Origin of the sequence: Pseudomonas sp. NFPP25, from assembly GCF_900116505.1 — a bacterium.
GTDB classification, from domain to species: domain Bacteria; phylum Pseudomonadota; class Gammaproteobacteria; order Pseudomonadales; family Pseudomonadaceae; genus Aquipseudomonas; species Aquipseudomonas protegens.
Map to the genome: position 1 here is coordinate 1 of NZ_FPBG01000003.1, position 26,990 is coordinate 26,990.

The 26,990-nt window shown below is 64.6% G+C and carries 20 protein-coding genes and 1 rRNA gene; 12 read left to right on the forward strand and 9 right to left on the reverse strand.

The features are described from left to right. Positions 1 to 158: 158 nt before the first annotated feature. The 7 genes from rrf to BM382_RS12020 all read left to right on the forward strand — a co-directional run bounded on the left by rrf (position 159) and on the right by BM382_RS12020 (position 12,129). Positions 159 to 274, forward strand: a 5S ribosomal RNA gene (gene rrf, locus BM382_RS11990). Positions 275 to 437: 163 nt separating this feature from the next. After that, positions 438 to 3,890 carry an exodeoxyribonuclease V subunit gamma gene (gene recC / locus BM382_RS11995; protein ID WP_072442948.1) on the forward strand — a complete coding sequence of 1,151 codons (3,453 nt, stop codon included), beginning with the start codon at positions 438 to 440 and terminating at the stop codon, positions 3,888 to 3,890. Beyond that, entirely contained in the window at positions 3,887 to 7,579 is a 3,693-nt protein-coding gene (recB, locus tag BM382_RS12000) for an exodeoxyribonuclease V subunit beta (protein WP_011059105.1), read from the forward strand. The genes recC and recB overlap by 4 nt, the downstream gene beginning before the upstream one ends. Continuing rightward, positions 7,576 to 9,657, forward strand: a complete 2,082-nt coding sequence (gene recD, locus BM382_RS12005; protein WP_072442949.1) for an exodeoxyribonuclease V subunit alpha — start codon at positions 7,576 to 7,578, stop codon at positions 9,655 to 9,657. The genes recB and recD overlap by 4 nt, the downstream gene beginning before the upstream one ends. Positions 9,658 to 9,773: 116 nt before the next feature. Beyond that, positions 9,774 to 10,355: a regulatory sequestration protein YfiR gene (locus BM382_RS12010; RefSeq protein WP_026020227.1), complete on the forward strand. Its 582-nt coding sequence runs from the start codon at positions 9,774 to 9,776 to the stop codon at positions 10,353 to 10,355. Then, positions 10,352 to 11,620: a diguanylate cyclase DgcN/YfiN gene (locus BM382_RS12015; RefSeq protein ID WP_011059108.1), complete on the forward strand. Its 1,269-nt coding sequence runs from the start codon at positions 10,352 to 10,354 to the stop codon at positions 11,618 to 11,620. Before BM382_RS12010 ends, BM382_RS12015 begins: the two co-directional genes overlap by 4 nt. Before the next feature lie 14 nt (positions 11,621 to 11,634). Continuing rightward, the gene (locus tag BM382_RS12020; RefSeq protein ID WP_015634043.1) at positions 11,635 to 12,129 is read left to right on the forward strand and encodes an outer membrane lipoprotein YfiB; all 495 of its coding nucleotides are present in this window, start codon (positions 11,635 to 11,637) and stop codon (positions 12,127 to 12,129) included. 46 nt (positions 12,130 to 12,175) lie between these two features. Here the strand turns inward: BM382_RS12020 and BM382_RS12025 are convergent, their stop codons facing one another. Continuing rightward, complete coding sequence (locus tag BM382_RS12025) at positions 12,176 to 13,126, reverse strand: LysR family transcriptional regulator (protein WP_072442951.1); 951 nt, start codon at positions 13,124 to 13,126, stop codon at positions 12,176 to 12,178. A 149-nt stretch (positions 13,127 to 13,275) separates the two neighbouring features. Here BM382_RS12025 and BM382_RS12030 point away from each other — a divergent pair, with 149 nt between their 5' ends. Together BM382_RS12030 and mmsB are read left to right on the forward strand one after the other, a co-directional pair. Beyond that, a complete protein-coding gene (locus tag BM382_RS12030; protein ID WP_019096001.1) occupies positions 13,276 to 14,802 on the forward strand; it encodes a CoA-acylating methylmalonate-semialdehyde dehydrogenase in 1,527 nt (508 codons plus the stop codon). 10 nt (positions 14,803 to 14,812) lie between these two features. Next, complete coding sequence (gene mmsB, locus BM382_RS12035; RefSeq protein ID WP_053156260.1) at positions 14,813 to 15,700, forward strand: 3-hydroxyisobutyrate dehydrogenase; 888 nt, start codon at positions 14,813 to 14,815, stop codon at positions 15,698 to 15,700. A 336-nt stretch (positions 15,701 to 16,036) separates the two neighbouring features. Here mmsB and BM382_RS12040 read toward each other — a convergent pair whose 3' ends face one another. From BM382_RS12040 to BM382_RS12050, 3 genes are all read right to left on the reverse strand, one after another. After that, a complete protein-coding gene (locus BM382_RS12040) occupies positions 16,037 to 16,555 on the reverse strand; it encodes an RES family NAD+ phosphorylase (RefSeq protein ID WP_011059113.1) in 519 nt (172 codons plus the stop codon). After that, positions 16,552 to 17,037: a type II RES/Xre toxin-antitoxin system antitoxin gene (locus BM382_RS12045; RefSeq protein WP_072442953.1), complete on the reverse strand. Its 486-nt coding sequence runs from the start codon at positions 17,035 to 17,037 to the stop codon at positions 16,552 to 16,554. Before BM382_RS12045 ends, BM382_RS12040 begins: the two co-directional genes overlap by 4 nt. 126 nt (positions 17,038 to 17,163) lie before the next feature. Further along, positions 17,164 to 17,508: a cupin domain-containing protein gene (locus BM382_RS12050; protein WP_011059115.1), complete on the reverse strand. Its 345-nt coding sequence runs from the start codon at positions 17,506 to 17,508 to the stop codon at positions 17,164 to 17,166. Between the two features lie 287 nt (positions 17,509 to 17,795). On the opposite strand from BM382_RS12050, the gene kynB reads away from it, so the two are divergent. From kynB to BM382_RS12065, 3 genes are all read left to right on the forward strand, one after another. Then, positions 17,796 to 18,449 carry an arylformamidase gene (gene kynB, locus BM382_RS12055; protein ID WP_011059116.1) on the forward strand — a complete coding sequence of 218 codons (654 nt, stop codon included), beginning with the start codon at positions 17,796 to 17,798 and terminating at the stop codon, positions 18,447 to 18,449. A gap of 93 nt (positions 18,450 to 18,542) precedes the next feature. Beyond that, positions 18,543 to 19,394 carry a tryptophan 2,3-dioxygenase gene (gene kynA / locus BM382_RS12060; protein WP_011059117.1) on the forward strand — a complete coding sequence of 284 codons (852 nt, stop codon included), beginning with the start codon at positions 18,543 to 18,545 and terminating at the stop codon, positions 19,392 to 19,394. A gap of 265 nt (positions 19,395 to 19,659) precedes the next feature. After that, positions 19,660 to 21,159 (forward strand): MocR-like pyridoxine biosynthesis transcription factor PdxR, encoded by a 1,500-nt coding sequence (locus BM382_RS12065; protein WP_011059118.1) that lies wholly within the window; start codon positions 19,660 to 19,662, stop codon positions 21,157 to 21,159. 27 nt (positions 21,160 to 21,186) lie between these two features. Here the strand turns inward: BM382_RS12065 and BM382_RS12070 are convergent, their stop codons facing one another. The 5 genes from BM382_RS12070 to antA form a co-directional block, all read right to left on the reverse strand. Further along, positions 21,187 to 22,395, reverse strand: coding sequence for a benzoate/H(+) symporter BenE family transporter (locus BM382_RS12070; protein ID WP_011059119.1), 1,209 nt, complete (start codon positions 22,393 to 22,395; stop codon positions 21,187 to 21,189). A 186-nt stretch (positions 22,396 to 22,581) separates the two neighbouring features. After that, positions 22,582 to 23,982 (reverse strand): amino acid permease, encoded by a 1,401-nt coding sequence (locus tag BM382_RS12075; protein ID WP_011059120.1) that lies wholly within the window; start codon positions 23,980 to 23,982, stop codon positions 22,582 to 22,584. A 67-nt stretch (positions 23,983 to 24,049) separates the two neighbouring features. Continuing rightward, positions 24,050 to 25,072 carry an anthranilate 1,2-dioxygenase electron transfer component AntC gene (gene antC, locus BM382_RS12080; RefSeq protein WP_019095164.1) on the reverse strand — a complete coding sequence of 341 codons (1,023 nt, stop codon included), beginning with the start codon at positions 25,070 to 25,072 and terminating at the stop codon, positions 24,050 to 24,052. A gap of 17 nt (positions 25,073 to 25,089) precedes the next feature. Further along, entirely contained in the window at positions 25,090 to 25,581 is a 492-nt protein-coding gene (antB, locus tag BM382_RS12085; protein ID WP_011059122.1) for an anthranilate 1,2-dioxygenase small subunit, read from the reverse strand. A gap of 2 nt (positions 25,582 to 25,583) precedes the next feature. Beyond that, entirely contained in the window at positions 25,584 to 26,972 is a 1,389-nt protein-coding gene (gene antA, locus BM382_RS12090; protein ID WP_011059123.1) for an anthranilate 1,2-dioxygenase large subunit, read from the reverse strand. Positions 26,973 to 26,990 lie beyond the last annotated feature (18 nt).

Below are 26,990 nucleotides of genomic sequence, written 5' to 3' on the forward strand. Positions count from 1 at the left end.
TGCCCGTGAGGCTTGACCATATAACACCCAAGCAATTTGCTTAAGAAGCGAGTTGCGGTGTGTGAAGACGATACAAACCGAAAGTTTGCAAACACACAAACCTATTACATACCCATTCGCTGGCACGTTGCATAAGCAACGGACTGGCTACCGAATTTCTTGACGACCATAGAGCGTTGGAACCACCTGATCCCATCCCGAACTCAGAAGTGAAACGATGCATCGCCGATGGTAGTGTGGGGTTTCCCCATGTGAGAGTAGGTCATCGTCAAGATTAAATTCCGAAACCCCAACTGCACATGCAGTTGGGGTTTTGTTTTTGCGCGACACAAAAGCCCGGCGCTTTCTCTGTCACTGTTTGCTCGACCTGGCTGCCACTGCCTGGTGACAGTGCTAAGGTTCCGCCCTAGCTTTTTGCATTCTCCAAGGAAGCCTTTATGCCGGACGCCTCGTCCCTCAACCCTGGTTTCATGGTGGTTCACGGTAACCGCCTGGACGAGTTGCGCAGCCTGGTGGTCAGCTGGATGCGGCGTTATCCCCTGGCGCCCCTGGAAAATGAAATTGCCCTGGTACAGAGCAACGGTATCGCCCAATGGCTGAAACTGGCCCTGGCCGAAGACCCCGAAGTGGATGACGGCGGTGGCTGCGGTATTGCCGCTGCCATTGATGTGCAATTGCCGGGCAGTTTCATGTGGCAGTTGTACCGCCTGGTCCTGGGGCGAGACGAAATCCCGCCCAAATCCCTGCTGGATAAAGCTCCCCTGACCTGGCGGCTGATGCGCCTGTTGCCGGAGTTGATCGATGAGCCGCATTTCGAACCCCTGCAACGCTTCCTGACCCACGACAGTGACCTGCGCAAGCGCTATCAATTGGCCGAGCGTCTGGCCGATCTGTTCGACCAATACCAGGTATATCGAGCCGACTGGCTGGAGGATTGGGCCGTCGGCCGCCACCAACTGCGCAATGGTCGTGGTGAAACCAAGGCCCTGACGCCTGCCAACTGCTGGCAGGCCGAGCTATGGCGCGCGCTGCTGTTGGATGTCGGCACCGAGGGGATGGCCCAGAGTCGCGCAGGCGTTCACCAGCGCTTTATCGAGCGGATCAACCAACTGGAGGTGGCGCCCAGGGGCTTGCCGTCCCGAGTGATCGTTTTCGGTATCTCTTCGCTGCCGGCCCAGGCCCTGGAGGCACTGGCCGGGTTGGCCCGCTTCAGTCAGGTGCTGCTGTGTGTGCACAACCCTTGTCGCCATCACTGGGCCGATATCGTTGCCGACAAGGACCTGCTGCGCCACCAATACAAACGCCAGGCGCGCAAGGCCGGCATGCCTCAGGCCCTGGATCCGCAAACCCTGCACCAGCACGCCCACCCGCTGCTGGCCGCCTGGGGCAAGCAAGGCCGTGACTACATCAACCTGCTGGACAGCTATGACGATCCCAACAGCTATCGCAGCGCTTTTCGCGAGGGCCGGATCGATCTGTTCAGTGACAGCCAGCCGGCCAGCATGCTCCAGCAATTGCAGGACGACATTCTCGAACTGCGCCCGCTGAACGAAACACGTGAGTTGTGGCCGCAGGTCGATATCCAGCACGATCAATCGATCCGCTTTCACATTGCCCACAGCGCCCAGCGAGAAGTGGAAATCCTTCACGACCAGCTCCTGGCGCGCTTCAGTGCAGAGCCCGATCTGCGGCCCCGGGATGTGATCGTCATGGTTCCGGACATCGACAGCTACGCCCCGCATATCCGCGCCGTGTTCGGCCAGCTGGAGCGGGATGACCGGCGCTTCATTCCCTTTACCCTCACTGACCAGGGCCAGCGTGGCCGTGACCCGCTGCTGATCGCCGTCGAACATCTATTGAAGCTGCCGGACAGTCGTTTTCCGGTCAGTGAGATTCTCGACCTGCTGGACGTTCCAGCCCTGCGTGCGCGTTTTGGCGTCGACGAAGCCGACCTGCCGACCCTGCACCGCTGGATTGAAGGTGCCGGCATCCGTTGGGGAATGAATGCCGAGCAGCGCGCAGAACTGGGGCTGCCCCCGGAACTGGAGCAGAACAGCTGGCGTTTCGGCTTGCGGCGCATGCTCCTGGGTTATGCCGTCGGCCGCTCCGACGCCTGTGACGGTATCGAGCCTTATGACGAGATTGGTGGCCTGGATGCGGCGCTGATCGGTCCCCTGGTCGCCCTTCTTGACGCCCTGCAGTTCGCCTACCAGCAACTCACCCAGCCGGCGGTTCCGGCGGAGTGGGGCGAGCGCCTGCACAACCTGCTGGAACAGTTCTTCCTTGCCAGCAACGAGCACGATGATTACCTGCTGGGACAGCTCGACGACCTGCGGGAAAACTGGCTGGAAACCTGCGAGTCTGTGGGCCTGCAAGATCAGTTGCCGCTGACGGTGGTCCGCGAAGCCTGGCTGGCTGGCCTGGACCAGGGGCGCCTGTCCCAGCGTTTCCTCGCCGGAGCGGTGAACTTCTGCACCCTGATGCCGATGCGCGCCATTCCCTTCAAGCTGGTGTGCCTGCTGGGCATGAACGATGGCGATTACCCCAGGGCGCAGCCGCCTCTGGACTTCGACCTGATGGGTAGCGACTATCGCCCCGGCGACCGATCACGGCGCGAAGACGACCGTTACCTACTGCTTGAAGCCCTGCTCTCGGCTCGTGACCAACTTTATGTCAGTTGGGTTGGCCGCAGCATTCGCGACAACAGCGAGCGCCCGGCCTCGGTCCTGATCGGCCAGTTGCGCGATCACCTGGCTAGCGGCTGGCGACTGCCCGATGAGCAGGACTCCCTGCTGGAGGCCCTGACCCAGGAGCATCCCCTGCAACCCTTCAGTGCCCGCTATTTCCACGACAGCGACACGCTCTTCAGCTACGCCCGGGAGTGGCAAGTGCTGCATCAGGTCCGAGAGGAACTGGGCGCAGTCGAACGCCTGGAACCCTATGTCCAGGACGAGCCCCTGAGCCTTGCCCAGTTGCAGGATTTCCTGCGCAATCCGGTGCGGCATTTCTTCAGCCAAAGGCTCAAGGTGTTCTTTGAAGCCATGGAAGCACCGCTGGCCGATGAAGAGCCCTTCGTGCTCGATGCCCTGCAGCGCTACAGCCTCAGCGACAGCCTGCTGGAAGCGGCGCTGGGCGACGCTGGGCAGCCCGAGCAAGCCTTGCAGGCCCAGGCCCAGAGGCTGCAAGCCAGTGGCCTGTTGCCCATGGCCGGTTTTGGCGAATGCCTGCAGCGCGAACTGCTGGAGCCCCTGCCGGACCTGTTGCAGCGTTATCGGCAACTGCTCGACCTGTGGCCGACCCCGGTAACCAGTGCGTTGCCGGTGAGCCTGGAACTGCAAGGCGTGCGCCTGGAAGGTTGGCTCAGCAGCCTGCACCAGCGAGCTGATGGCGGGTTGTTGGCTGTGAGCGCCATCCCCAACGGCATCGGCTCGACCAAGACCCGTAAATGGCATCGGCTGATCAAGCCTTGGGTCAATCATCTGCTGGCCTGCGCCAGTGGCTACTCCTTGACCACCGCGCTGGTGGCCAGCGATGACAGCCTGTTGTTGCCGCCGCTGGAGCAGGAGGTGGCCCGGCAGATTCTCGGTAACCTGCTGCAGGCCTGGCAGGCCGGCATGCGCCAGCCGCTGCCGGTGGCGATCAAGACCGCCTTCGCCTGGCTGGGCCAGAGCGACCCGGACAAAGCCGCGGCCGCTGCACGCAAGACCTACGATGGCGACGGCCAGAACAGCGAGGGCGAACGCCGGCAAAGCCCGGCCCTGGCCCGTCAATTCGCCGACTACAACGCACTGATCGCCGATGAAACCTTCAGCGGTTGGGCCGAGACCCTTTATCGACCCCTGTTGAATGCTCCCTGGCGTTCGGCGCTAGGCGAGGAGGCAGGCGCATGACTGCACAAGCTCCCCTGGCCCTGGCATTTCCTCTGCGCGGCAGCCAGTTGATCGAGGCCAGTGCCGGTACCGGCAAGACTTTCACCATCTCCGCGCTCTACTTGCGCCTGGTGCTGGGCCATGGCGGCGAGGCGGCGGGTTTCGGGCGTGAATTGCTGCCGCCGCAGATACTGGTGGTGACCTTTACCGATGCCGCCACCAAGGAATTGCGCGAGCGCATTCGCACGCGCCTGGCGGAAGCCGCGCGCTTCTTTCGCGATGAAACCAGCGCCCCTGATGGCCTGATCGTCGAGTTGCGTGAGCAATACCCCGTCGAGCAGTGGGCCGCCTGTGCCAATCGCCTGGACATCGCCGCGCAATGGATGGATGAGGCCGCGGTCTCGACCATCCACAGTTGGTGCCAGCGCATGTTGCGCGAACATGCGTTCGACAGCGGCAGCCTGTTCACCCAGACCCTGGAAACCGACCACAGCGACCTGCTGGGCCAGGTTCTGCGCGATTACTGGCGGCTGTTCTGCTACCCGATGCAGGGTGATGCCCTGAACTGGGTGCGCAGCCATTGGGTCGGGCCGGCCGAACTCATGCCCCGGGTGCGGGCAATGTTCGGCAACGAGCGTCGGGACCCACCCGAGCAGACGCCGAGCGAGTTGATCGAAGCCTGCCTGCAAGAACGTCGTGAAGCCCTGGTGCAGATCAAGGCGCCCTGGCGCGAGTGGGCCGCGCAACTGCGGGAGATCTGCCTGCAAGGCGTGGCCAGCAAGAGCGTCGACGGGCGCAAGATGCAGGCCCGGTTCTTCGAGCCCTGGTTCGAAAAGATCAGTGCCTGGGCCGAGGACGAATCCGTCGAGCAACTGGACATCGGCACCGGCTTCACCCGCCTGACCCCCGAAGGTATGAGCGAGGCCTGGAAAGGCGCGGCCCCCGATCACCCCGGGCTCGACGCCATGGCCGGGCTCAAGGCCAGCCTCGATGCCTTGCCCAGCCCGGATGCGGCGGTCCTGCAACACGCCGCGCAATGGGTGGGGGCACGTTTCGAAGAAGAGAAGCGGCGGCGCGCCGAGATGGGCTTCGACGACATGCTGCTGCGCCTGGACAGCGCCCTGCAGAGCGATGGCGGCGAGCGCCTGGCGACCCTGATCCGCGAGCAGTTCCCGGTGGCCCTGATCGACGAATTCCAGGACACCGACCCGGTGCAGTACCGGATCTTCGAAAGCATCTACCGGATCGAGGCCAACGACCCCGAGACCGGCCTGTTCCTGATCGGCGATCCCAAGCAGGCGATCTACGCCTTCCGTGGCGCCGATATCTACACCTACCTGCGGGCACGCCAGGCCACCAGCGGGCGCCTGCACACCCTGGGCACCAACTTCCGTTCCAGCCAGGCCATGGTCAGCGCGGTCAACCATGTGTTCCTGCAAGCCGAACAGCGGCCGCAGGGACAGGGGGCCTTCCTGTTTCGCGAAGCGGATGGCGAGAACCCGGTGCCATTCCTGGCGGTGGCCGCCCAGGGGCGCAAGGAGCAATTGCTGGTCGACGGCCAGCCGGTGCCGGCACTTAACTTCTGGCAATTGCCTTCGGAACAGCCGCTGTCCGGGGCCCAGTATCGCCAGCATCAGGCGGCGGCTTGCGCCACGGCGATTGTCGGCCTGCTCAATGGCGGCCAGCAGGGGCGCAGTGGGTTTGTCCGTGAGCAGCAAGCGCTGAAAGGCTTGCTGCCGGCGGATATCGCGATCCTGGTGCGCGATGGCAAGGAGGCCCAGGCCGTGCGCGGCGAGCTGGCGGCCCGCGGGGTGCGTAGCGTGTACCTGTCGGACAAGGACTCGGTGTTCGCCGCCCAGGAAGCCCGGGATGTGCTGGTGTGGCTCAAGGCTTGCGCCGAGCCGGACGTGGAGCGGCCGCTGCGCGCGGCCCTGGCGTCCCTGACCCTGAACCTGCCGCTGCTGGAGCTGGAGCGGCTCAACCAGGATGAACTGGCCTGGGAAGCGCGGGTCATGCAGTTCCGTGGCTACCGGGCGATCTGGCGCAGCCAGGGCGTGCTGCCGATGCTGCGGCGCCTGCTGCATGACTTCCAGCTGCCCCAGGCGCTGATGGCCCGCAGTGATGGCGAGCGGGTGCTGACCAACCTTCTGCACTTGTCCGAGCTGCTGCAACAAAGCGCCGCCGAACTCGACGGCGAGCAGGCCCTGATCCGCCATCTGGCCGAGCACCTGGCGCTGTCCGGGCAGGCGGGGGAGGAGCAGATCCTGCGCCTGGAAAGCGATGAGCAACTGGTCAAGGTGGTGACCATCCACAAGTCCAAGGGCCTGGAATACCCCTTGGTGTTCCTGCCCTTCATCTGTTCCACCAAGCCGGTGGATGGCAGCCGCTTGCCGCTGCATTACCACGATGCTGCCGGCAAGCCCCAGGTCAGCCTGCGGCCCACCCCGGAGCTGATTGCCCTGGCCGATGAAGAGCGCCTGGCGGAAGACCTGCGGCTGCTCTATGTGGCCCTGACCCGGGCCCAGCATGCCTGCTGGCTGGGGATGGCCGATCTCAAGCGGGGCAATCACAGCAGCTCGGTATTGCACCTTTCGGCCCTGGGTTACCTGCTGGGCGGCGGCGATGTCCTGGGCGAATCCAGTGCCTTGTTGCGCTGGCTGCTGGACCTGCAGCAGGGCTGCGCTGCGATTGGCGTGTCCGAGCTGCCCGTCGTCGATGACCAGCGCTATCAGCCACCGCGCAACGAGGCCACTCTGCTGGCGCCGCTGACGCCCAGCCGCCGCGCCGCGGAAAACTGGTGGATTGCCTCCTACAGTGCCTTGCGCATCAGCGACATCCTGGGGGCGGGCAGCACCGAGGCGCCGGAAAACCCCCAGGCGCAGAAACTCTTCGACGACGAACGCCTGGACCCCGAAGCTCCTCGGGAAACCCTGGCCAGCGGCGGCGATATCCACCGCTTCCCCCGCGGCCCGAACCCCGGGACCTTCCTTCATGGCCTGCTGGAGTGGGCCGGGGAGGAGGGTTTTGCCGCTGCCCCCGAGGCGATCGAGGACGCCGTGGCCCGGCGCTGCAATCGCCGCGGCTGGCAAGGCTGGATCCCGACCCTGAGCGACTGGCTGCAGCACCTGCTGCAAGCGCCCTTGCCCCTGGGCGAGGGCCAGGCACCGGTGGTGCTCGGGCAGTTGACCCAGTACCGGGTCGAGATGGAGTTCTGGTTCGCCAGCCACAAGGTCGATGTGCTCAAGCTCGATGAGCGGGTACGCCAGCAAACCCATCAGGGCGCGCCCCGAGTCACTGCCGAGCCGGTATTGCTCAACGGCATGTTCAAGGGCTTTATCGACCTGACCTTCGAACACCAGGGCCGCTATTACGTGGCCGACTACAAATCCAACTGGCTGGGCGCGGACGACGCGGCCTACACCGAGCAGGCCATGGAACAATCGATTCTCGACAACCGTTACGACCTGCAATACGTGCTGTACCTGCTGGCCCTGCACCGGCAATTGAAGGCCCGGCTGGCGGACTACGACTACGATCGCCATGTGGGCGGCGCCCTGTACCTGTTCCTGCGGGGCACCCGTGCCGCCAGCCAGGGGGCCTACTTCGCCCGGCCGCCTCGACAGTTGATCGAGCAACTGGACCGCATGTTCCAGGGCCAGCCCGAGCCACCCAAGGCCGAGCCCGCCTGGGAGCAGGGAGTGCTGCTATGACTCAGGACCTGTTCGATGCACTGGACCAGGCGCCGCAACCGGCCTTCGACCTGGTGCCCCTGAGCCGCGCCGAGGACTTGCTGCTGTTGCTTGAGCGCTGGGTCGAACGCGGCTGGCTGCGTTCCCTGGACCGGGCCTTTGTCGGCTTCCTGCATGAGCTGGACCCGGGCTGTGATCCGCTGGTACTGATGGCCGCGGCCCTGACCAGCCATCAGCTGGGGCACGGGCATGTCTGCCTGGACCTGTTCGAAACCCTCAAGGAGCCGGACTTCGCCCTGTCGCTGCCGCCCGAAGGCGACGCACAAAACGGCGCACCGGCGCTGCCGTCCCAGGTGTTGATGGGGCTTGAAGGGGCGCACTGGTGCAAGGTCCTGGCCGGCAGCCGCCTGGTGGCCCTGGCGGCGGATCATGCCGAGTCTTCCCGGCAGCGGCCGCTGGTGCTGTCCGGCAAGCGCCTGTATCTGCGCCGCTACTGGGCCTATGAGCGGCGTATCGACAACGCCTTGCGCCAGCGCCTGGCCTTGGCCGAGGCCACGCCGGAAAACCTCGCGACGCGCCTCGACGGGCTGTTCGGCCCGGCCAAGGCGGCGGGGCCCGTCGACTGGCAGAAACTCGCCTGTGCCCTGGCCACCCGGGGCGCCTTCAGCATCATCACCGGCGGCCCCGGCACCGGCAAGACCACCACCGTGGTGCGCCTGCTGGCCTTGCTCCAGGGCCCGGCGGTGGAAGCACGCAAGCCGCTGCGCATTCGCCTGGCGGCGCCTACCGGCAAGGCCGCGGCGCGCCTGACCGAGTCCATCAGCTTGCAGGTGCGTTCCCTGGCGGTGCCCGATGAGGTGCGGGAAATGATCCCCAGCGAGGTGACCACCGTGCACCGCTTGCTGGGCAATCGCCCGGGCACCCGGCATTTCCGCCATCACGCCGGCAACCGGTTGCCCCTGGATGTCCTGGTGGTGGACGAAGCCTCGATGATCGACCTGGAAATGATGGCCAACCTGCTGGACGCCTTGCCCATCCATGCACGCCTGGTGTTGCTGGGGGACAAGGACCAACTGGCCTCGGTGGAAGCCGGCGCCGTGCTCGGCGACCTGTGCCGTGACGCCGAGGCCGGTTGGTACAACCCGCAGACCCGGGCCTGGCTGGAGGCGGTCAGTGGCGAGAACCTGGGAACCAGCGGCCTGCAGGAAGACAGCGCCCACCAGCATCCCCTGGCGCAGCAGGTGGTGATGCTGCGCCATTCCCGGCGTTTCGGCGAAGGCAGCGGCATCGGCCAGCTGGCGCGTTGGGTCAACCAGCAGCAGGCCGATGAGGCCCGGCGCCTGCTGGCGGCTCGCAGCCATGCCGACCTGTATGGCCTGAGCCTCAAGGGCGAGCAGGATCGGGCCCTGGAGCGGCTGCTGCTGGAGGGCCATGGCGAGGGGCCGCAAGGCTACCGCCACTACCTGAATGTACTGCGCAGCCAGCGCCCGCCGCCGGGTACGCCTCTGGAGGATCGGCGCTGGACCGACTGGGCGCGCCATGTTCTGCAGGCCTTTGATCGCTTCCAATTGCTGTGCGCGGTGCGCAAGGGCCCCTGGGGTGTCGAAGGCCTGAACCTGCGGATCACCCAGGCGCTGTTCAAGGCCCGGCTGATCGACAGCGACCAGCAATGGTACGAGGGCCGCCCGGTGCTGATGACCCGCAACGATTACGGCCTGGGCCTGATGAACGGTGATATCGGCATCGCCCTGAAACTGCCGGAGCAGGAAGGCTCGGAGGCGGGGCGTCAGGTGCTGCGCGTCGCCTTTCCGCGCAACGATGGCCAGGGCGGGGTGCGGTTGGTGCTGCCAAGCCGGCTCAATGACGTGGAAACCGTTTACGCCATGACTGTGCATAAGTCCCAGGGCTCGGAGTTCGCCCACACCGCGTTGATCCTGCCCGACGCTTTGAACCCGGTGCTGACCAAGGAGCTGATCTACACCGGTATCACCCGGGCCAAGGACTGGTTCAGCCTGATCGAGCCCCGTGCCGGAGTGTTCGAAGAGGCTGTTCGGCGCAAGGTCAAGCGTCTGAGCGGGTTGATGCTGGAGTTGGACTGACGCCCATGTTTCCGGCTTTTCTCAGGCATCGTGCTCGGGCGCTGGTCTCGCTGCATTTTCCCGGGCTGTGCTATCGTTGCGGCATCATTTCCGTGAAAATCAAAGAGAATCCCTGCATGGACGTGGCTGTCTTGAGGACAGAGCGCATTTTGGGGTGGAGACAGTGTGTGCTGTCGACCATTCTCTGCCTGTTCAGCCTGTTGGCCATCGCGCAGTCGGAGCCACCGGCGTCCGCGAGCCTGGCCGAGCAACGGGCCAAGGCTGTAACCCAAGTGGTGCTGGGCATTCTCAGCTACGCTCGCTGGCCCGTGGAGCCTGCGCAACTGCGTCTGTGCGTGGTTGGCCCCACCGAATACACCGATGACCTGCTCAAGGGCGCGACCCAGGCCACCGGCCGCCCGGTGCTGGTGCGGCGTCTGCTGGCCAACAACCCGTCGTTGGCCAGTGAGTGCGATTCGGTCTATGTCGGCAAATTGTCCAATGATGAGCGTACCCGCCTGTTCAACTCGCTGATCGGGCAACCGGTGCTGAGCATCAGCGAGGGGGGCGACCAGTGCACCGTGGGCAGCCTGTTCTGCCTGCGGGTCGGCGACAGCCAGGTGTCGTTCGAGGTCAACCTGGATTCCGTGGCGCGCAGTGGGGTGAAGATTCATCCCAGCGTGCTGCAGCTTTCCCGTCGTCGTCCGGCGGCCCCATGAAACTGTTCAAGCCCAACGCCCGCCCTACACTGCGGTCGGTCATCGGTCGCGGCCACCTGATCGTCGCTCTGCTGGCGATCTCCATGGCCAGCCTGTCCCTGACCTTTCTCGGGGTGTTGGCCCTGCGCGTGTACGCCGATCACAACCTGCACCTGATCGCCCGCTCCATCAGCTACACCGTGGAAGCTGCAGTGGTGTTCAACGACAGTGTGGTGGCCACCGAGGCCCTGGCCCTGATCGCCTCCACCGAAGAGGTGGCCGACGCCAAGGTGTATGACAGCCAGGGCCAGTTGCTGGCCAGCTGGCAGCGCCCGGAAAGCGGCTTTCTGACCAATCTGGAAATGCATGTCGCCAGCGCCTTTCTGGAAAAGCCCATCAGCCTGCCGATCCTGCACCAGGGGCGGGAAATCGGCACCATCAATGTCACCGGCCATGGCGGCAGCCTGTTGCGGTTTCTCCTCAGTGGCCTGGTGGGCATCGTGCTGTGCATCGCCCTCAGCGCCTGGTTGGCGCTGTACCTGGCGCGCCGCCAGCTGCGGGGCATCACCGGGCCGTTGCGCAGCCTCGCCGATGTGGCGCACGCGGCCCGGCGCGAACGGGCCTTCGATCAGCGGGTGCCGCCTGCGGAAATCGCCGAACTGGACAACCTGGGCAACGACTTCAACGCCCTGCTCGATGAGCTGGAAGCCTGGCAGACCCATCTGCAAAGCGAGAATGAAACCCTGGCCCACCAGGCCAGCCACGACAGCCTGACCGGCCTGCCCAACCGGGCGTTCTTCGAAGGCCGGCTGATCCGTGCCCTGCGCAGCGCCAACAAGCTCAACGAGCGCATGGCGGTGCTGTTTCTCGACAGCGACCGGTTCAAGGAGATCAACGATAACTTCGGCCACGCCGCCGGCGATGCGGTGCTGGTGGCTGTGGCCACGCGGATTCGCGCGCAGTTGCGCGAGGACGACCTGGTGGCGCGCCTGGGCGGGGACGAATTTGCCGTGCTGCTGACCCCGCTGCACCGGGTCGAGGATGCCCAGCGCATCGCCGACAAGATCATCAGCAGCATGGAAGTACCGATTCAACTGCCCGGCAGCCTGTCGATCCTGACATCGCTGAGTATCGGTATTGCCGTGTACCCGGATCATGGTGCGACACCGGGCAGTCTGTTGAATGCCGCCGACGCGGCCATGTACCAAGCCAAGCGCGGTTCGCGAGGCGGGCAACACACAGTGGGGGCGGAGCCCCCTATCGTTCAGGTTCAAAACAGGAGCTAATTCCCTTGTTCTCGATGACGCAACGTTCGGTTCGACTGTTCAGCACTCTGGTGTTCATGGCCCTGCTGGCCCTGGCCGGCTGTCAGAGCGTGCCGCCCAAAGGTCTGACCCCGAAACAGATCGCGGTACTGAAACAGGAGGGCTTCGAACTGACGGATGAAGGCTGGGCCTTTGGCCTGTCGGGCAAGGTGCTGTTTGGCAGCGATGTGGAAACCCTGAACCAGGCCAGCACCGAGATCGTCCAGCGCATCGGCAAGGCGCTGCTCAGCGTCGATATCCAGAAGGTCCGGGTCGACGGTCACACCGACGCGTCGGGCAAGGAGGCCTACAACGTGCAACTGTCCGTGCGCCGGGCCAAGAGCGTGGTCAAGGTGTTGACCCAGGTTGGCATGCGTGAAGAAAACATCCAGCTGCGCGGCCTGGGCAGCAGCGAGCCGGTGGCCTCCAACAGCACCGTGGCCGGGCGTACCGAGAACCGTCGGGTGTCGATCGTGGTGATCGCCGACTGATCGACGACCTGCCGGGTTGCGGCTGCAGCCTTGCGGCCGCTAAGGGTCAGGGGGCGGCGAAGCGCATGCTGCGACTCTCGCCCATGAGCAGCGGCCGATTCTGCTCGGTCACCTCGCGGATGTAATCCCATAACAGGGTGATGCGCTTCAACTTCCTGAGATCCTCCCGGCAGTACATCCAGAATTGCCGGGTCAGGTTGATTTCCTTGGGCAGCACTGGCAGCAGGCGCGGGTCCTGGGCCGCCAGGAAGCACGGCAGGATCGCCAGCGAGCGGCCCTGCTGCGCTGCCACGTACTGGGCAATCACGCTGGTGCTGCGCAGGTTGGCGCTGGCCCCGGGCACCACATTGGCCAGGTACAGCAGCTCGGAACTGAAGGCCAGGTCATCCACATAGCTGATGAATTGATGCTTGCTCAGGTCGCCGGGGCGGCGGATCGGCGGGTGGCGATCGAGGTATTCCTGGGTGGCGTACAGCTGCAGGCGGTAGTCGCACAGCTTGCAGCACACATAGGGTCCGTGCTCCGGGCGTTCCAGGGCGATGACGATATCCGCCTCGCGCTTGGACAGGCTGATGAAGTGCGGCAGCGGCAGGATATCCACCGAGATTGCCGGGTAGGCGTCGAGGAAGTGGCTGAGTTGCGGGGTGATGAAGAAGGTGCCGAAGCCCTCGGTGCAGCCCATGCGCACATGGCCGGACAACGCCACTCCGGAGCCCGAGACCTGCTCGCACGCCATGTGCAGGGTGCTTTCGATGGACTCCGCATAACCCAGCAGGCGCTGGCCCTCGGCGGTGAGGACAAAGCCGTTGGTGCGGGATTTTTCGAACAGCAAGGTGCCCAGGGCGGTTTCCAGGGACCCGATGCGCCGCGACACCGTGGTGTAGTCCACCGCCAGGCGCTTGGCCGCGCTGCTGGCCTTGCGAGTGCGCGCCACTTCGAGGAAAAACTTCAGGTCGTCCCAGTTCAGGGTGCTTAGCGAGGTGATGTTTTTTTGCATGATGGACCGGATTTTATGTGCGTTCTTATTAGAAGTTTGCACATCTATACTCCAAAAACCGTCCGATACCAACTCGCGACAGCCCCTCTTTCAAGGCGCTTGCCCGCCTTGGTTTCCCTGCATAAGAACTCAAGAAGTCAGGAGACCCCATGAACGCATCCCTCAAGCCCGACGGCACCACCCTGCAACAGGTCAAACTGCTGATCGACGGTGAATGGGTCCAGTCCCAGAGCCAGGAATGGCACGACATCGTCAACCCGGCGACCCAGGAAGTGCTGGCCAAGGTGCCCTTTGCCACTGCCGCTGAAGTCGACGCCGCGATCGCTGCGGCCCAGCGCGCCTTCCAGACCTGGAAACTGACCCCGATCGGCGCGCGGATGCGCATCATGCTCAAGCTCCAGGCCCTGATCCGCGAGCACTCCAAACGCATTGCCGTGGTCCTCAGCGCCGAGCAGGGCAAGACCATCGCCGACGCCGAGGGTGACATCTTCCGCGGCCTGGAAGTGGTGGAGCATGCCTGCTCCATCGGCACTCTGCAGATGGGCGAATTCGCCGAAAACGTCGCTGGCGGCGTGGACACTTACACCCTGCGCCAGCCGATCGGCGTGTGCGCCGGGATCACCCCGTTCAATTTCCCGGCAATGATTCCGCTGTGGATGTTCCCGATGGCCATCGCCTGCGGCAACACTTTCGTCCTCAAGCCTTCCGAGCAGGACCCGCTGTCCACCATGCTGCTGGTGGAGCTGGCGGTGGAGGCCGGGGTGCCGGCCGGTGTGCTCAACGTAGTGCACGGCGGCAAGGACGTGGTGGATGCGCTGTGCACCCACAAGGACATCAAGGCGGTATCCTTCGTCGGTTCGACTGCGGTCGGCACCCACGTCTATGACCTGGCGGGCAAGCACGGCAAGCGCGTGCAATCGATGATGGGCGCGAAGAACCACGCCGTGGTGCTGCCCGACGCCAACCGCGAACAGACCCTCAATGCCCTGGTGGGCGCCGGCTTCGGCGCTGCCGGTCAGCGTTGCATGGCCACCTCGGTGGTGGTGCTGGTGGGGGCGGCGAAACAATGGTTGCCGGATCTCAAGGCCCTGGCGCAGAAACTCAAGGTCAACGCCGGCAGCGAGCCGGGCACCGATGTCGGCCCGGTGGTCTCCAAGCGTGCCAAGGCGCGGATTCTGGAGCTGATCGAAAGCGGCGTGAAAGAAGGCGCCAAGCTGGAGCTCGATGGCCGCGACATCAAGGTTCCGGGCTACGAGCAGGGCAACTTCATCGGCCCGACCCTGTTCTCCGGGGTGACCACCGACATGCAGATCTACACCCAGGAAATCTTCGGCCCGGTGCTGGTGGTGCTGGAGGTGGATACCCTGGACCAGGCCATCGCCCTGGTCAACGCCAACCCCTTCGGCAACGGCACCGGCCTGTTCACCCAGAGCGGTGCGGCGGCGCGCAAGTTCCAGAGCGAAATCGACGTCGGCCAGGTGGGCATCAACATCCCGATTCCGGTGCCGGTTCCATTCTTCAGCTTTACCGGCTCCCGCGGTTCCAAGCTTGGCGACCTGGGCCCCTACGGCAAGCAAGTGGTGCAGTTCTACACTCAGACCAAGACCGTCACCAGCCGCTGGTTCGACGATGACAGCGTCAATGACGGTGTGAACACCACCATCAGCCTGCGTTGAGGAGCCTGACATGAACATTGCATTTATCGGCCTGGGCAACATGGGCGCGCCCATGGCCCGCAACCTGATCAAGGCTGGCCATCAGTTGAACCTGTTCGATCTCAACCAGAGCGTGCTGGCCGAGCTGGCGCAACTGGGCGGGCGTATCAGTGCTTCGCCCAAGGCCGCCGCCGAAGGCGCCGAACTGGTGATCACCATGCTCCCCGCTGCGGCCCATGTGCGCAGCGTCTGGCTGGGCGAGGATGGGGTGCTGGCGGGTATTGGCCGCGGGGTTCCGGCGGTGGATTGCAGCACCATCGACCCACAGACCGCCCGTGAAGTGGCCGCAGCCGCCGCCAAGCAGGGCGTGGCCATGGCCGATGCTCCGGTATCCGGTGGCACCGGCGGTGCCCAGGCCGGGACCCTGACCTTCATGGTCGGCGCCAGCGCCGAACTGTTCGCCACCCTGCAACCGGTGCTGGCGCAGATGGGCCGCAACATCGTGCACTGCGGTGAAGTGGGCACCGGGCAGATCGCCAAGATCTGCAACAACCTGCTGCTGGGGATCTCGATGATCGGCGTCAGCGAAGCCATGGCCCTGGGGGATGCCCTGGGCATCGACACCCAAGTGCTGGCGGGGATCATCAACAGCTCCACCGGCCGGTGCTGGAGTTCCGACACCTACAACCCGTGGCCGGGCGTGATTGAGACCGCCCCGGCGTCCCGCGGCTACACCGGAGGCTTTGGTGCCGAGCTGATGCTCAAGGACCTGGGGCTGGCCACCGAAGCCGCGCGCCAGGCCCACCAGCCGGTGGTGCTCGGTGCCGTGGCACAGCAGCTGTACCAGGCCATGAGCCAGCGTGGGGAAGGTGGCAAGGACTTCTCGGCCATCGTCAACAGCTACCGCAAGCCGCAGTAAGGCGTCGCTTGTAGGGAGGGGGCGCTGGCGGGTTTGTGCGGCAATCTCAACGCCGCCAGTGGTCTCTCTGGGTATCGTCAAACAAGGCCCTGCGGCTCAGCAGCGGCTACAAGGGGCGATGTAGCCGCTGCCGCAGGCTGCGAACGGCTCCGCAGGAGACGCAGCGGTCTCAAACCCGGCAGAGGTTTGTCTGGGTATCGCCAGGCAAGGCCCTTCGGTCCTTTTCGCAGCTTCGCGGGCTCAGCAGCGGCTCCACGCGTCATTGAATGCAGCCCCTTCAGCCGGGGCATTTGCGGGAACCTGCGTCGGGCAGGTTCCCGCTTTTTTTTGCCCGGCTCAGTTCGGCCGGCTGGCAACGGTGCCGGAGGGAGGGTTGAGGCGGGTGTCGAGGCCGAAGCGTTCCTGGATCACCACCTGGTACAGCCCCTTGGCCAGCAGCGGATTGATCAGGATATTCCAGCTGTGCCGGGAAACCGACGAGGGCACCAGCACGAAAGGGTGGTCCGCCAGCAACTGATCGGCGAACTTCTGCTGGCCGGCGCTGGGAATCCCCGGCACCAGCCAGTTGGGGTTGGGAATACGGTTTTCATCGACCCGGTAGATGGCGGTCGGGTCCTGGATCAGGGCGCCGGTGAGTACATGGGGCACGCTGTCCAGGGCGGCAAAACCCTTGTGCACCGCCACTTCCAGAATCGCCGTGGCCGGGTCGGCGCTGGCGTACACCGCCTTCACGCCCTTGGAGTTCCAGCGGCCGCCACACAGCTCGGCGCCAATGCCGCTGTCCCAGCTGTCGGCGTGCCGGGCGGCGTCCAGCCGCCAGAAGTGAAGGGTGCTGCTGCCCGGCACACTGATCACTGATAGACCCCGTATTCCAGGCGGGTGAGGAACTCGTCCACCAGTTCGAAACCGATGGGGTTGGTCAGCAGGTCCACCGGTTTGTGGCCGTCCAGGCCCATCACCGGCTTGGCCATCCACTCCTGGGCCTCTTCACTGCTGCCGAAGATGTCCTCGGCCTTGGCCAGCACCTGGGCGAAGCGCACCGCACGGGCGCTCTGTTCCGGGTTCAGCGGCTCGTCCGGGGTTTTCAGGCGCCGGTGCAGGGTGCGTTCGGAAAGGCCGATGATCTTGGCCAGGATCTGTTCGTCCTTGAGCATGGGCACCGAGGAGACGAACTTGATGATCGCCGTCAGCGGGATGCCCTCCTCGGTCAGGCGATAGATCGAGATACGATCGTCAAAGCGTGCCCGGCCACCCAGAAGGATGTCCGAGGACTGCTCTTTCAATACCAGTTTGCCTCGCCGCTTGGGAACGAGGCCGGTGCCTGTCAGCGCGACCATGAGTGCTGCTCCTGCCTTTTGCCATTTGGCAGTGATTATATAGACATTTGGCAAAAGGCGCTGGCTTGAATCGCAACACGGCCAGGGGAGCCCGGCTGGCGCGGGCTCCCGGTATCGAGGGAGGGCTCAGGCGAAGACGAAGTACTTGCGCACGGTTTCCACCACTTCCCAGGTGCCTTTCATCCCGGGCTCCACCACGAAGATATCGCCGGCGCGCAGGTGGATGGGGTCGCGGCCGTCCGGGGTGATCACGCAATAGCCTTCCTGGAAATGGCAGTACTCCCACTTTTCATAGGCCACCCGCCATTTGCCCGGGGTGCAGATCCAGGTGCCCATGATCTTGCTGCCATCCTCGCTGGTGTAGGCGTTGAGGTTGACGGTGTGCGGATCGCCCTGGAGTTTTTCCCACTTGCAGGCGTCGAGCACCGGCAGCGGATGAGTGTCGCGAAGAACGGTGATGGGTTGGGACATGCTGTGCTCCTAGCAGGCAGAGAACTGAAGCCGCACCCTATAGCGCCTGGCGGGCAGGGGGTTGTCTGTACTCGACCTCGGGGTATCCAGAAGCGCAGCGCCGGCCCCGAGTCGAGGTGGCTGGGCGCAGGGCCGGGAAGAGGCGTGGCGGTTGCAAGATTCATTCGGCAAACAGGGCTTTGTTAGCAGTAATTGCGAAATATCCGCGACTGCCCGAGTTATTTCGCAAGAATCTTTACCGGTTTCGCTCGTATCATTCAGCTCGGAGTGACCTAAGAGCCGCACGAATGGAAAATACACCACGCTGGTGGGATATCAGCCCGCCGTTGAGTACCGCAACCCCGACCTGGCCGGGAGATACGCCGTTCCAGGAGGAGCGCGTCTGGCAGTTCGGCCCCGAGTGCCCGGTGAATGTCGGGCGGGTGACCCTGTCGCCCCACACCGGTGCCCATGTCGATGCGCCCCTGCATTACCGGCCGGACGGCCTGCCCATCGGTGAAGTATCGCTGGATGTCTACATGGGCCCGTGCCGGGTCCTGCACTGCCTGGACAGCGGTGCTCTGGTGCAGCCCGAGGCGTTGCTCGGGCGCCTCGAAAACTTGCCTGCGCGAGTGTTGCTGCGTACTTATCCACAGGCTCCGCTGAGTGCCTGGGACCCGGACTTTACTGCCGTTGCTCCAGCCACTGTCGAGCTGCTGGCCAGCCTCGGCGTGCGCCTGATCGGCATCGACACCCCGTCCCTCGACCCCCAGCAGTCCAAGACCATGGACGCCCACAACACCGTGGCCCGCCATGGCATGGCGATCCTCGAAGGCGTGGTTCTCGATGAGGTTGCCGAAGGCGACTACGAACTGATTGCCCTGCCACTGCGCTTCGCTCACCTGGACGCCAGTCCGGTGCGGGCGATCCTGCGCCCCCTGGCCGATTCATTCCTACAATAAATACACAGCTGGCCCTTCGCGCCGTTGTGCATCCCGATCCGGGCTGCGCAGCCAGCGATGGGCAACCGCTGCCTGAGGCGAGGAGCCCACGCGATGAGCCAATGTCCCTTTTCAAGCAATCCGCCGGCTGAGTGGCATAACGCCGAGCTGAATTTTTCCGACTCCATGAGCTACGGCGACTACCTGGACCTGGGGCGCATCCTCAGCGCCCAGCATCCCCTGTCGCCGGACCACAACGAGATGCTCTTCATCATCCAGCACCAGACCTCGGAGCTATGGATGAAGCTGATGCTGCACGAGCTCAAGGCGGCCCGCGAGCATGTGCGCCAGGGCCAGTTGCCGCCGGCGTTCAAGATGCTGGCGCGGGTTTCGCGGATTTTCGATCAACTGGTGCACGCCTGGGCGGTGCTGGCCACCATGACGCCGTCCGAGTACAAGTCGATCCGGCCTTACCTGGGCCAGTCCTCGGGCTTCCAGTCGTTCCAGTATCGGGAGATCGAATTCATCCTCGGCAACAAGAGCGCGGCCCTGCTGCGGCCCCATGCCCATCGTCCCGAACTGTTGCAATCGCTGGAAGCGTCGATTGCCACCCCGTCCATGTATGACGAGGCGATTGCCCTGATGGCCCGCAGCGGCTTGAGCATCGACCCTGCGCGCCTGGCACTGGACAGCACCACCACGACTCAGCATGACCCGTCGGTGGAAGCGGCCTGGCGCGAGGTCTACGCCAACCCTTCGGCCTATTGGGACCTGTACCAGTTGGCGGAGAAGTTCATCGACCTGGAAGACTCCTTCCGCCAGTGGCGCTTTCGCCATGTGACTACGGTGGAGCGCATCATCGGCTTCCAGCCCGGTACCGGTGGTACCGAGGGCGTGGGCTACCTGCGCAAGATGCTCGACACCGTGCTGTTTCCCGAACTGTGGCGAGTGCGCTCCTCGCTCTGACCCGAAAACGCCCCGCCTGCCGGGGCGTTTTCATGTGCCTGCCGGCGTCTGACTCCCTGAGACCCTGGTGCGGCCGCTGCCGCAGACTGCGATCGGCAGCGCAGCAGACGCGTTCTTGAGGTCTGGAAGGTCCTCCGGACCTTATCGCAGCCTGCGGCAGCGGCTACAGAGGTCGTTAGAGAGCAGCGGGCGCTAGCGGCAGTTGCGCTCTGGGGATAAGGTGGCCGCCTTCGGTGCACCATTTTTACTCTCTAAGGCAGACCACATGTCCCGGACCTTCGAGCTTGAAACCCTCAAGATGCGGCTCAGCGATCCTGAGTTCCGCCCTCTGGACCTGCACCAGCGCATCCAGCGCGCCTTGCGCGGGCTGATCCTCGACGGCGCCCTGGGCCCCGGCGTGAAGCTGCCGGCGACCCGGGCCCTGGCCAAGTCGCTGGCGGTATCGCGCGACACCGTGGAAAACGCCTATGTGCAGTTGCAGCGCGACGGTTTTGTCCTGCGGCGCAAAGGCTCGGGGAGCTATGTCTGCGAAACCATCGGTGCCCAATTGCGTGGCCCGTCCCGCCGGCGCCAGCTCCAGCAGGGGTTGCCGGCCCACAGCCCGGAACCGGGAGCGGGCCTGAGCCGGCGCGGCGCGGCACTGTTGGCGCGGGGTGGGGTCAGCGATCAGCAGGCGGTCACGGCCTTCGCTACCGGTTTGCCGGAAACCCGCAGCTTCCCGCTGGAGGTCTGGGAGCGCCTGCAACGCCAGGCATTGAAGGATTACCGTGCCAGCGTGCTGCTGCATGGCGATCCCCAGGGCGCGCTGCCCCTGCGCAAGGCGATTGCCGCCTACCTCAACCTGGAACGCGGGGCCAAGGTGCAGCCCGAGCAGATCCTGGTGCTGAGCAGCACTCGCCAGGCGCTGTTCCTGTGCGCGCAACTGCTGGTGGACGCCGGCAAGCCGATCCTGATGGAGAACCCAGGCTACTTCGGCGCGCGCAAGGCCTTCGAGGCGGCCGAGGCGCGGATCGTGCCCATTGATGTGGATGGCCAGGGCATCCGCACCGACCTGTTGCGAGCCGACCGCAGCGGCGCCCGCTGTGTCTATGTGACGCCCTCGCACCAGTACCCCACGGGTGCCACCCTGTCCCTGGAGCGCCGCCTGGAGCTGACCCGCTGGGCCGCCGAGCACGACCGATGGATCATCGAGGACGACTACGACAGCGAGTTCCACTACGAGGGCCTGCCCACCGCCTGCGTCCAGGGCCTGGACCCGTTTCGGCGCACCCTGTACATCGGCACCTTCAGCAAGACTCTCTATCCGGGCTTGCGCATGGGCTACATGATCCTGCCCGCCGAACTGGTGGGGGCCTTCAGCAGTGCCCGCAGCATCATGGACGGGCACACGCCGCAGATCCTCCAGCTGACCCTGGCGCGGTTCATGGAGGAGGGGCACTACAACGCCCATGTACGGGCCATGCGCAAGCTCTACGCCGGGCGCCGGCAGGCCATGCTCGAGGCCATAGGCCGGCATTTGCCGGGCATTGCCAGGGCCTTGCCGCCACCCGGCGGGTTGCAGGTCCCGTGTCTTCTGGAGCCCGGCTGGAGCGAGGAGCTGACCCAGCAACGCGCGGCCAGGGCTGGCATCCAGTTGCCGGGGCTCAGCCGGCTTTATGCGGGCGAGCAGAAGCAGCAGGGCTGGCTATTGGGCTATGCGTCCCTGAGCGCCCATGAGATCGAGGCGGCGATGGCGCGTCTGGCCCAGGCCCTGGGAAAGGCCTAGCCAGCGGCCTTTTTCCAGCGCCGGCGGTCAGGGCTTGGCGCGTTCCAGTGCCAGGGCGCTGCGCGGGCCCAGGATCAACAGGTGCACGGTCAGCCCGGCAACCAGCCCCCAGAAGGCACCACCGATCCCCAGCAGAGTGACGTTGGCGGCAGTGGCAAGGAAGGTGATCAGCGCGGTTTCCCGAGTGGCCGTATCGGCCATGGCGTTGGCCAGGCTGCCGCCGATTGCCCCCAGCAATGCCAGGCCGGCCAGGGTGGTGATAAAGGCCTTGGGCAAGACCATGAACAGGGTCGCCAGGGTGACCCCGAAGGTCCCCACCAGGATGTAGAAAACGCCGCAGGCGATACCGGCGATATAGCGTTTGCCCGGGTCCGGGTGGGCATCCTCGCCGGTACAGATCGCCGCGGTGATCGCCGCCACGTTGAATGCGTGAGCGCCGAACGGCGCCATGATCAGCGAGCCCAAACCGGTGACCGTGAGCAGCGGGTTGGCGCTGGTCTGGAAGCCGTCATTGCGCAACACCAGCATGCCCGGCATGTACTGGCCGGTCAGGGTGATGACGAACAGTGGCAGGGCCACGCCGAGCAAGGCCGACACGGAGAACTGTGGCGCAGTGAACAGGGGAGCGGCGAAGCTCAGGTGCACGCTGGCGAAGTCGACCCGCTCCTGGACGATCAGCAACGCCAGGCCGATGAACAGGATGCCCACCACGGCAAAGCGTGAAGTGAAGCGCCGCAGCACCGCATAGGACAGTACCAGCACGATCACCAGCAGTGGATCGGCACTCGCGCCGCCAAAGGCGTTGATCCCGAACTGCAGCAGGATGCCTGCCAGCAAGCCAGCCGCGATGCCCTTGGGAATCAGGCGCACCAGCTTGTCGAAAGCCCCGGACCCGCCCAGGACGATGAACCCCAGGGCGCAAACCAGGTAGGCGCCGATCACCTCGGCATAGGGCGTGAAGGGCATCACCGTGGCCAAGAAGGCCGCCCCGGGGGTAGACCAGGCGGTAATGATCGGCGCCCTGTAGCGCAGGCTCAGCCATATGCCGCTCAGGCCCACGCCCAGGGACACGGCCCAGACCCAGGAGGTGGTCTGGGCGGGTGTCAGCCGGGCCAGTTCAGCGGCCTGGAACACCAGGATGAAGGTCCCGCCATAGTTCACCAGCACTGAGATCAGTGCTGCCACGGTGGGAGAGAAGATATCGGCCGGTCTAAGGCCTGTCGCGGTTCTGTTCATAAGCCACTCTCCGTCAAGGAACAGGCTCCCTGGCCCAAACGCCGGGAGAGGCCCGATTCTAGGTAACGGATGGACTATCGTTTCGAGCCACATTCTTGTTTGCTGGCAGACCACTTTGGCGGCGCCGACAAAAAAGCCCGGCCTTGGATAAGGCCGGGCTCGGGGGTGTGGCGTGAACCTGTGGGCTTAGCGCAGGGCGGGTTGCGAAGCTTTCTTCGCCCGGCTCAGGAGGTAGAAGCCCCAGATCACCAAGACCCACACCGGGATCGCGTACACCGAGGCACGGATGCCGGGGATCATCCACATCACGCCGACGATCATCACCATGAAGGCCAGGCACAGGTAGTTGCTCAGCGGCGACCAGAAGGCCTTGAACGAAGGCACCACGCCCTGCTCGGCCATGGCCTTGCGAAAGCGCAGGTGGGTCAGGCTGATCAGCGCCCAGTTGATCATCAATGCGGCCACCACCAGGGCGAACAGCAACTCCAGCGCTTCATGGGGCGCCAGGTAGTTGACCAGCACGCAGAGCAGGGTGATCAGCGCGGAAATGCCCAGGGCCAGGATCGGCACGCCCTGCTTGTTGAGCTTCATCAGCGCCTTGGGTGCGTCACCCTGTTCGGCCAGGCCATAGAGCATGCGGCTGTTGCAGTACACGCCGCTGTTGTACACCGACAGCGCCGCAGTCAGGACCACGAAGTTGAGGATCTGCGCTGCGGCATCACTGCCGATCAGCGAGAAGATCTTCACGAACGGGCTGCTGCTGTAGGCGTCGCCGCCAGCGTTGAGGCTCACCAGCAGTTCGTCCCACGGGTACAGCGACAGCAGCACCGCCAGGGCGCCGACGTAGAAGATCAGCACCCGGTAGACCACCTGGTTGATGGCCTTGGGAATGACCTTGCGCGGTTCGGCGGCTTCGGCGGCAGTGATGCCCACCAGTTCCAGGCCGCCGAAGGAGAACATGATGAAGGCCATGGCCATCAGCAGGCCGGTGCCGCCGTTGGGGAAGAAGCCGCCGTGTGACCACAGGTTGCTCACCGAGGCCTGGCTGCCGCCGCTGCCGCTGAACAGCATGTAGCAGCCGAGGACGATCATGCCGACGATGGCCACTACCTTGATAATGGCGAACCAGAACTCGGCCTCGCCGAAGAACTTCACGTTCATCATGTTGATCAGGTTGACCAGCACGAAGAACACCGCGGCGCTGACCCAAGTGGGGATCTCCGGCCACCAGAACTGCACGTACTTGCCCACCGCAGTGAGCTCGGCCATGCCCACCAGGACATACAGCACCCAGTAGTTCCAGCCCGCGAGAAAGCCGAAATAGCCGCCCCAGTACTTGTGCGCGAAGTGGCTGAAGGAACCGGCCACCGGCTCCTCGACAATCATTTCCCCCAGTTGGCGCATGATCAGGAAGGCAATGAACCCGGCAATCGCGTAGCCCAGGATCATCGAAGGTCCGGCGGATTTGAGAACCCCGGCCGAGCCGAGGAACAGTCCGGTGCCGATCGCCCCGCCCAGGGCGATCAGCTGAATATGGCGGTTCTTCAAGCCACGCTTGAGTTCACCCTGCTTCAAGGTTTGATCCACTAATGTGCGCTCTCTTCTAGTTGTTATCAGGATCGATCGGGGTCGATCACGGCGAATGCTGACGGGATCAGATATTACTCTCGGTGAACCGCTCGTAATACAGCTGAACGCGGTTAAGTTGCTGTTCTTGCAGCCAGATCCGGATCGAATCGACCATTGGCGGCGGCCCGCACACATACATGTCGGTGTCCTGGTCCCGCAGTTCGCTGCTGTCAAAGTGTTTGCTGATGTAGCCGCGCTTGCCCGGCCAATCCGGGTCGGCGTCGCTGATCACCGGGGTGAAGCGAAAGTCCGCCAGGCGTTCGCCATGGGCCTGGATCCGCTCCAGCTCGCACAGGTCGCGGCTGTGGCGCACGCCGTAGTACAGGTGCACCGGCTGCTGGCAGCCCTGCTCGACGATCTGTTCGAGCATCGCCAGCAGGGCCGAGAGCCCGGTGCCACCGGCCACCAGGATCAGCGGACGGCTGATCTGGCGCAGGTAGAAGGCCCCCAGCGGCGCCTCCAGCTGGAGGGTGTCGCCCACCAGGCAGCGCTCGCGGATGTAATTGCTCATCACCCCGTCGGGCAGCAGGCGGATCAGGAACTGCAACTGGTTGTCCGCCGCCGGCCGGTTGGCGAAGGAGTAGGCCCGGCTAGTGCCGGTACCGGGGATGCTCAGGCGGGCGTACTGGCCCGGGAGGAAATCCAGTGGCGCCTGATGGCCGCCCAGGTCCAGGTGGAGGATGGCGGTGCTTTCGGACACCTGGCGCACGTCGATCACCGAGCCCTGCAACTGCACCGGGTCGGCGCTGTGGCACAGGCTGGAGTCGAAATCGAAATAGAACGCTGCGTCGGACTGCACCCGGGTCTGGCAGGTGAGCATCTTGCGTTGCTCCAGGTCCTGGGGCGAGAGCGCTTCCTCGTCCACATAGTCCTGGCTGTACTGGCCGGACTCGCAACGGCCCTGGCAGGTGCCGCACACCCCTTCGCGGCAGTCCAGGGGGATCTTGATGCCGTTGCGCAGGGCGGCGTCGAGCAGGATTTCATTGGCCTTGACCGGGAAGAACAGGGTCTTGCCGTCGGCAAAGCTGAACGCGACCTTGTGCGTCATGGGAGAACTTCCGTGGGTCAGAGGTGATAGAAATCGAGCACCGAGTTGATCGTGTCGTTGAGCAGCAGCACGTGCTTGCGCTGGATCAGCCAACTGTCGCCCTGGGGCTTGAGGTCGTAGGTGGCGTGGCCGTAGAACTCCTCGGAAGTGGCCAGGCGATAGAACAGCGTGTGCCAGTTCAGGCGTACCCGCAGCAGGCCGTTGTCGCCCTCGGCAATGCGCAGGTTGCTGACCATGTGCAGGGTGCGCGGCATAGGGATGGTCGAGGCCGCCTTGCCGGTGCGCAGGCGGAACACCCGGTCCTCCAGCCCCGAACGGTTGGCGTAGTAGATCAGCGACATCTCGCGTTTCGGGTCCCGGGTGTAGACGTGTTCCGAGTCCCACTGGGGCAGGTGGAACTCGCTGTCCACGGCAAACAGTTGCAGGTAGGCGTCCCAGTCCTGGGCATCGCAAAGCTCGGACTTGCGGTAGAAGAATTGCTCGATCTGGTACTGCAGTTGCGCATTCATGATCACACCTCACGCAGTTTCAGGGGCCGGCGCTGCAGGCCGTCGAGGAGGAATTTCTGCCAGTTGCGGTGCTGGTTGACGTACAGCCCCTCATGGGTGATCTCGGTGCCGGTCATGGCCGGCTGGATGCCCAGGTTCTCGCTGTTGGCGGTGGGCCCGCTGACCCAATGCTGGCGCCCGCGGGAGATGTCGCTCCAGCGCTCCAGGCGCCCCTGGAAGCCGCGCTGGGCCTCGCGGAACTCCACCAGGTCGTCCGGCGTGCCCATGCCCGAGACGTTGAAGAAATCCTCGAACTGGCGGATGCGGTTTTCCCGGTCGGCGTCGCTCTCGCCCTTGACCCCGATGCACTGGCTGATGATCTCGGTCTTGTTCCAGGCAATGGGGCGGATGATCCGCAACTGGGAACTGATCTGGTCGAGGAAGAACAGGCTGGGGTAGATGTTCAGGTTGCGCAGGCGGTGCATCATCCACTCGGCCTTGGCCTGGCCGTGCTCGGCCACCAGGCGCGGCATGATGCTGGCGTAGCCGGAGCGCACCGCCGGGTTGGGCATTTCGCTGAACAGCACGCTGTGGCCGTTCTCGAAGGCGAACCAGCCATCGTCGGTGCTGGCGTCGCCGGCGCCGAGCTTGCTGTAGTCCAGGGTGGCGCTGCTGCCGGCGCCGCTGTCGGCGTTGACCTGCTGGCGGTGCTGCACCGTGGCCACGTAGTTGTAGTGCACGGTGCTGACGTGATAACCGTCCAGGCCGTTCTCGTTCTGCAGCTTCCAGTTGCCGTCGTAGGTGTAGGCGGACTTGCCCGGCAGCACCTCCAGCTCACCGTCGGGGGACTGGGCGACCATCATGTCGAAGAAGATCCTGGCGTCGCCGAGGAAGTCTTCCAGGGAATTGTCGGCGGCCACGTCCAGGCTGATGAAGACGAAGCCCTTGTAGCTCTCGATGCGGGCCTTCTTCAGGCCGCGGGTGGCCTTGTCGAAGCCCTCGTCGTATTCCCCTGGCGCCTTGACCTTCACCAGGCGCCCGTCGCTCTTGTAGCACCAGGCATGGAAGGGGCAGGTGAAGGTGGACTGGTTGCCCTTGCCAACCCGGGTCAGGGTGGTGCCGCGGTGCTGACAGGCGTTGACCAGGGCATTGAGCCGGCCCTCGCCGTCGCGGGTGATGATCATCGGCTGGCGCCCGGCGCGCATCGTGATGAAGTCGTGGTTGTTGGGCAGCTCGCTTTCGTGACAGGCGTAGATCCAGTTCTTCTCGAAGATCAGCTCCATCTCCAGGTCGAACAGCTCGGGTTCGGTGAACATGTCCCGGGCGATACGGAACACCCCGTCCGCGGGACGAAAATCCAGGCAGCTGCCGATGAAGTCTTGCCACTGCTCGACGTTTCTTGCACCACTCATGAGTCGGTACCTTTTTTA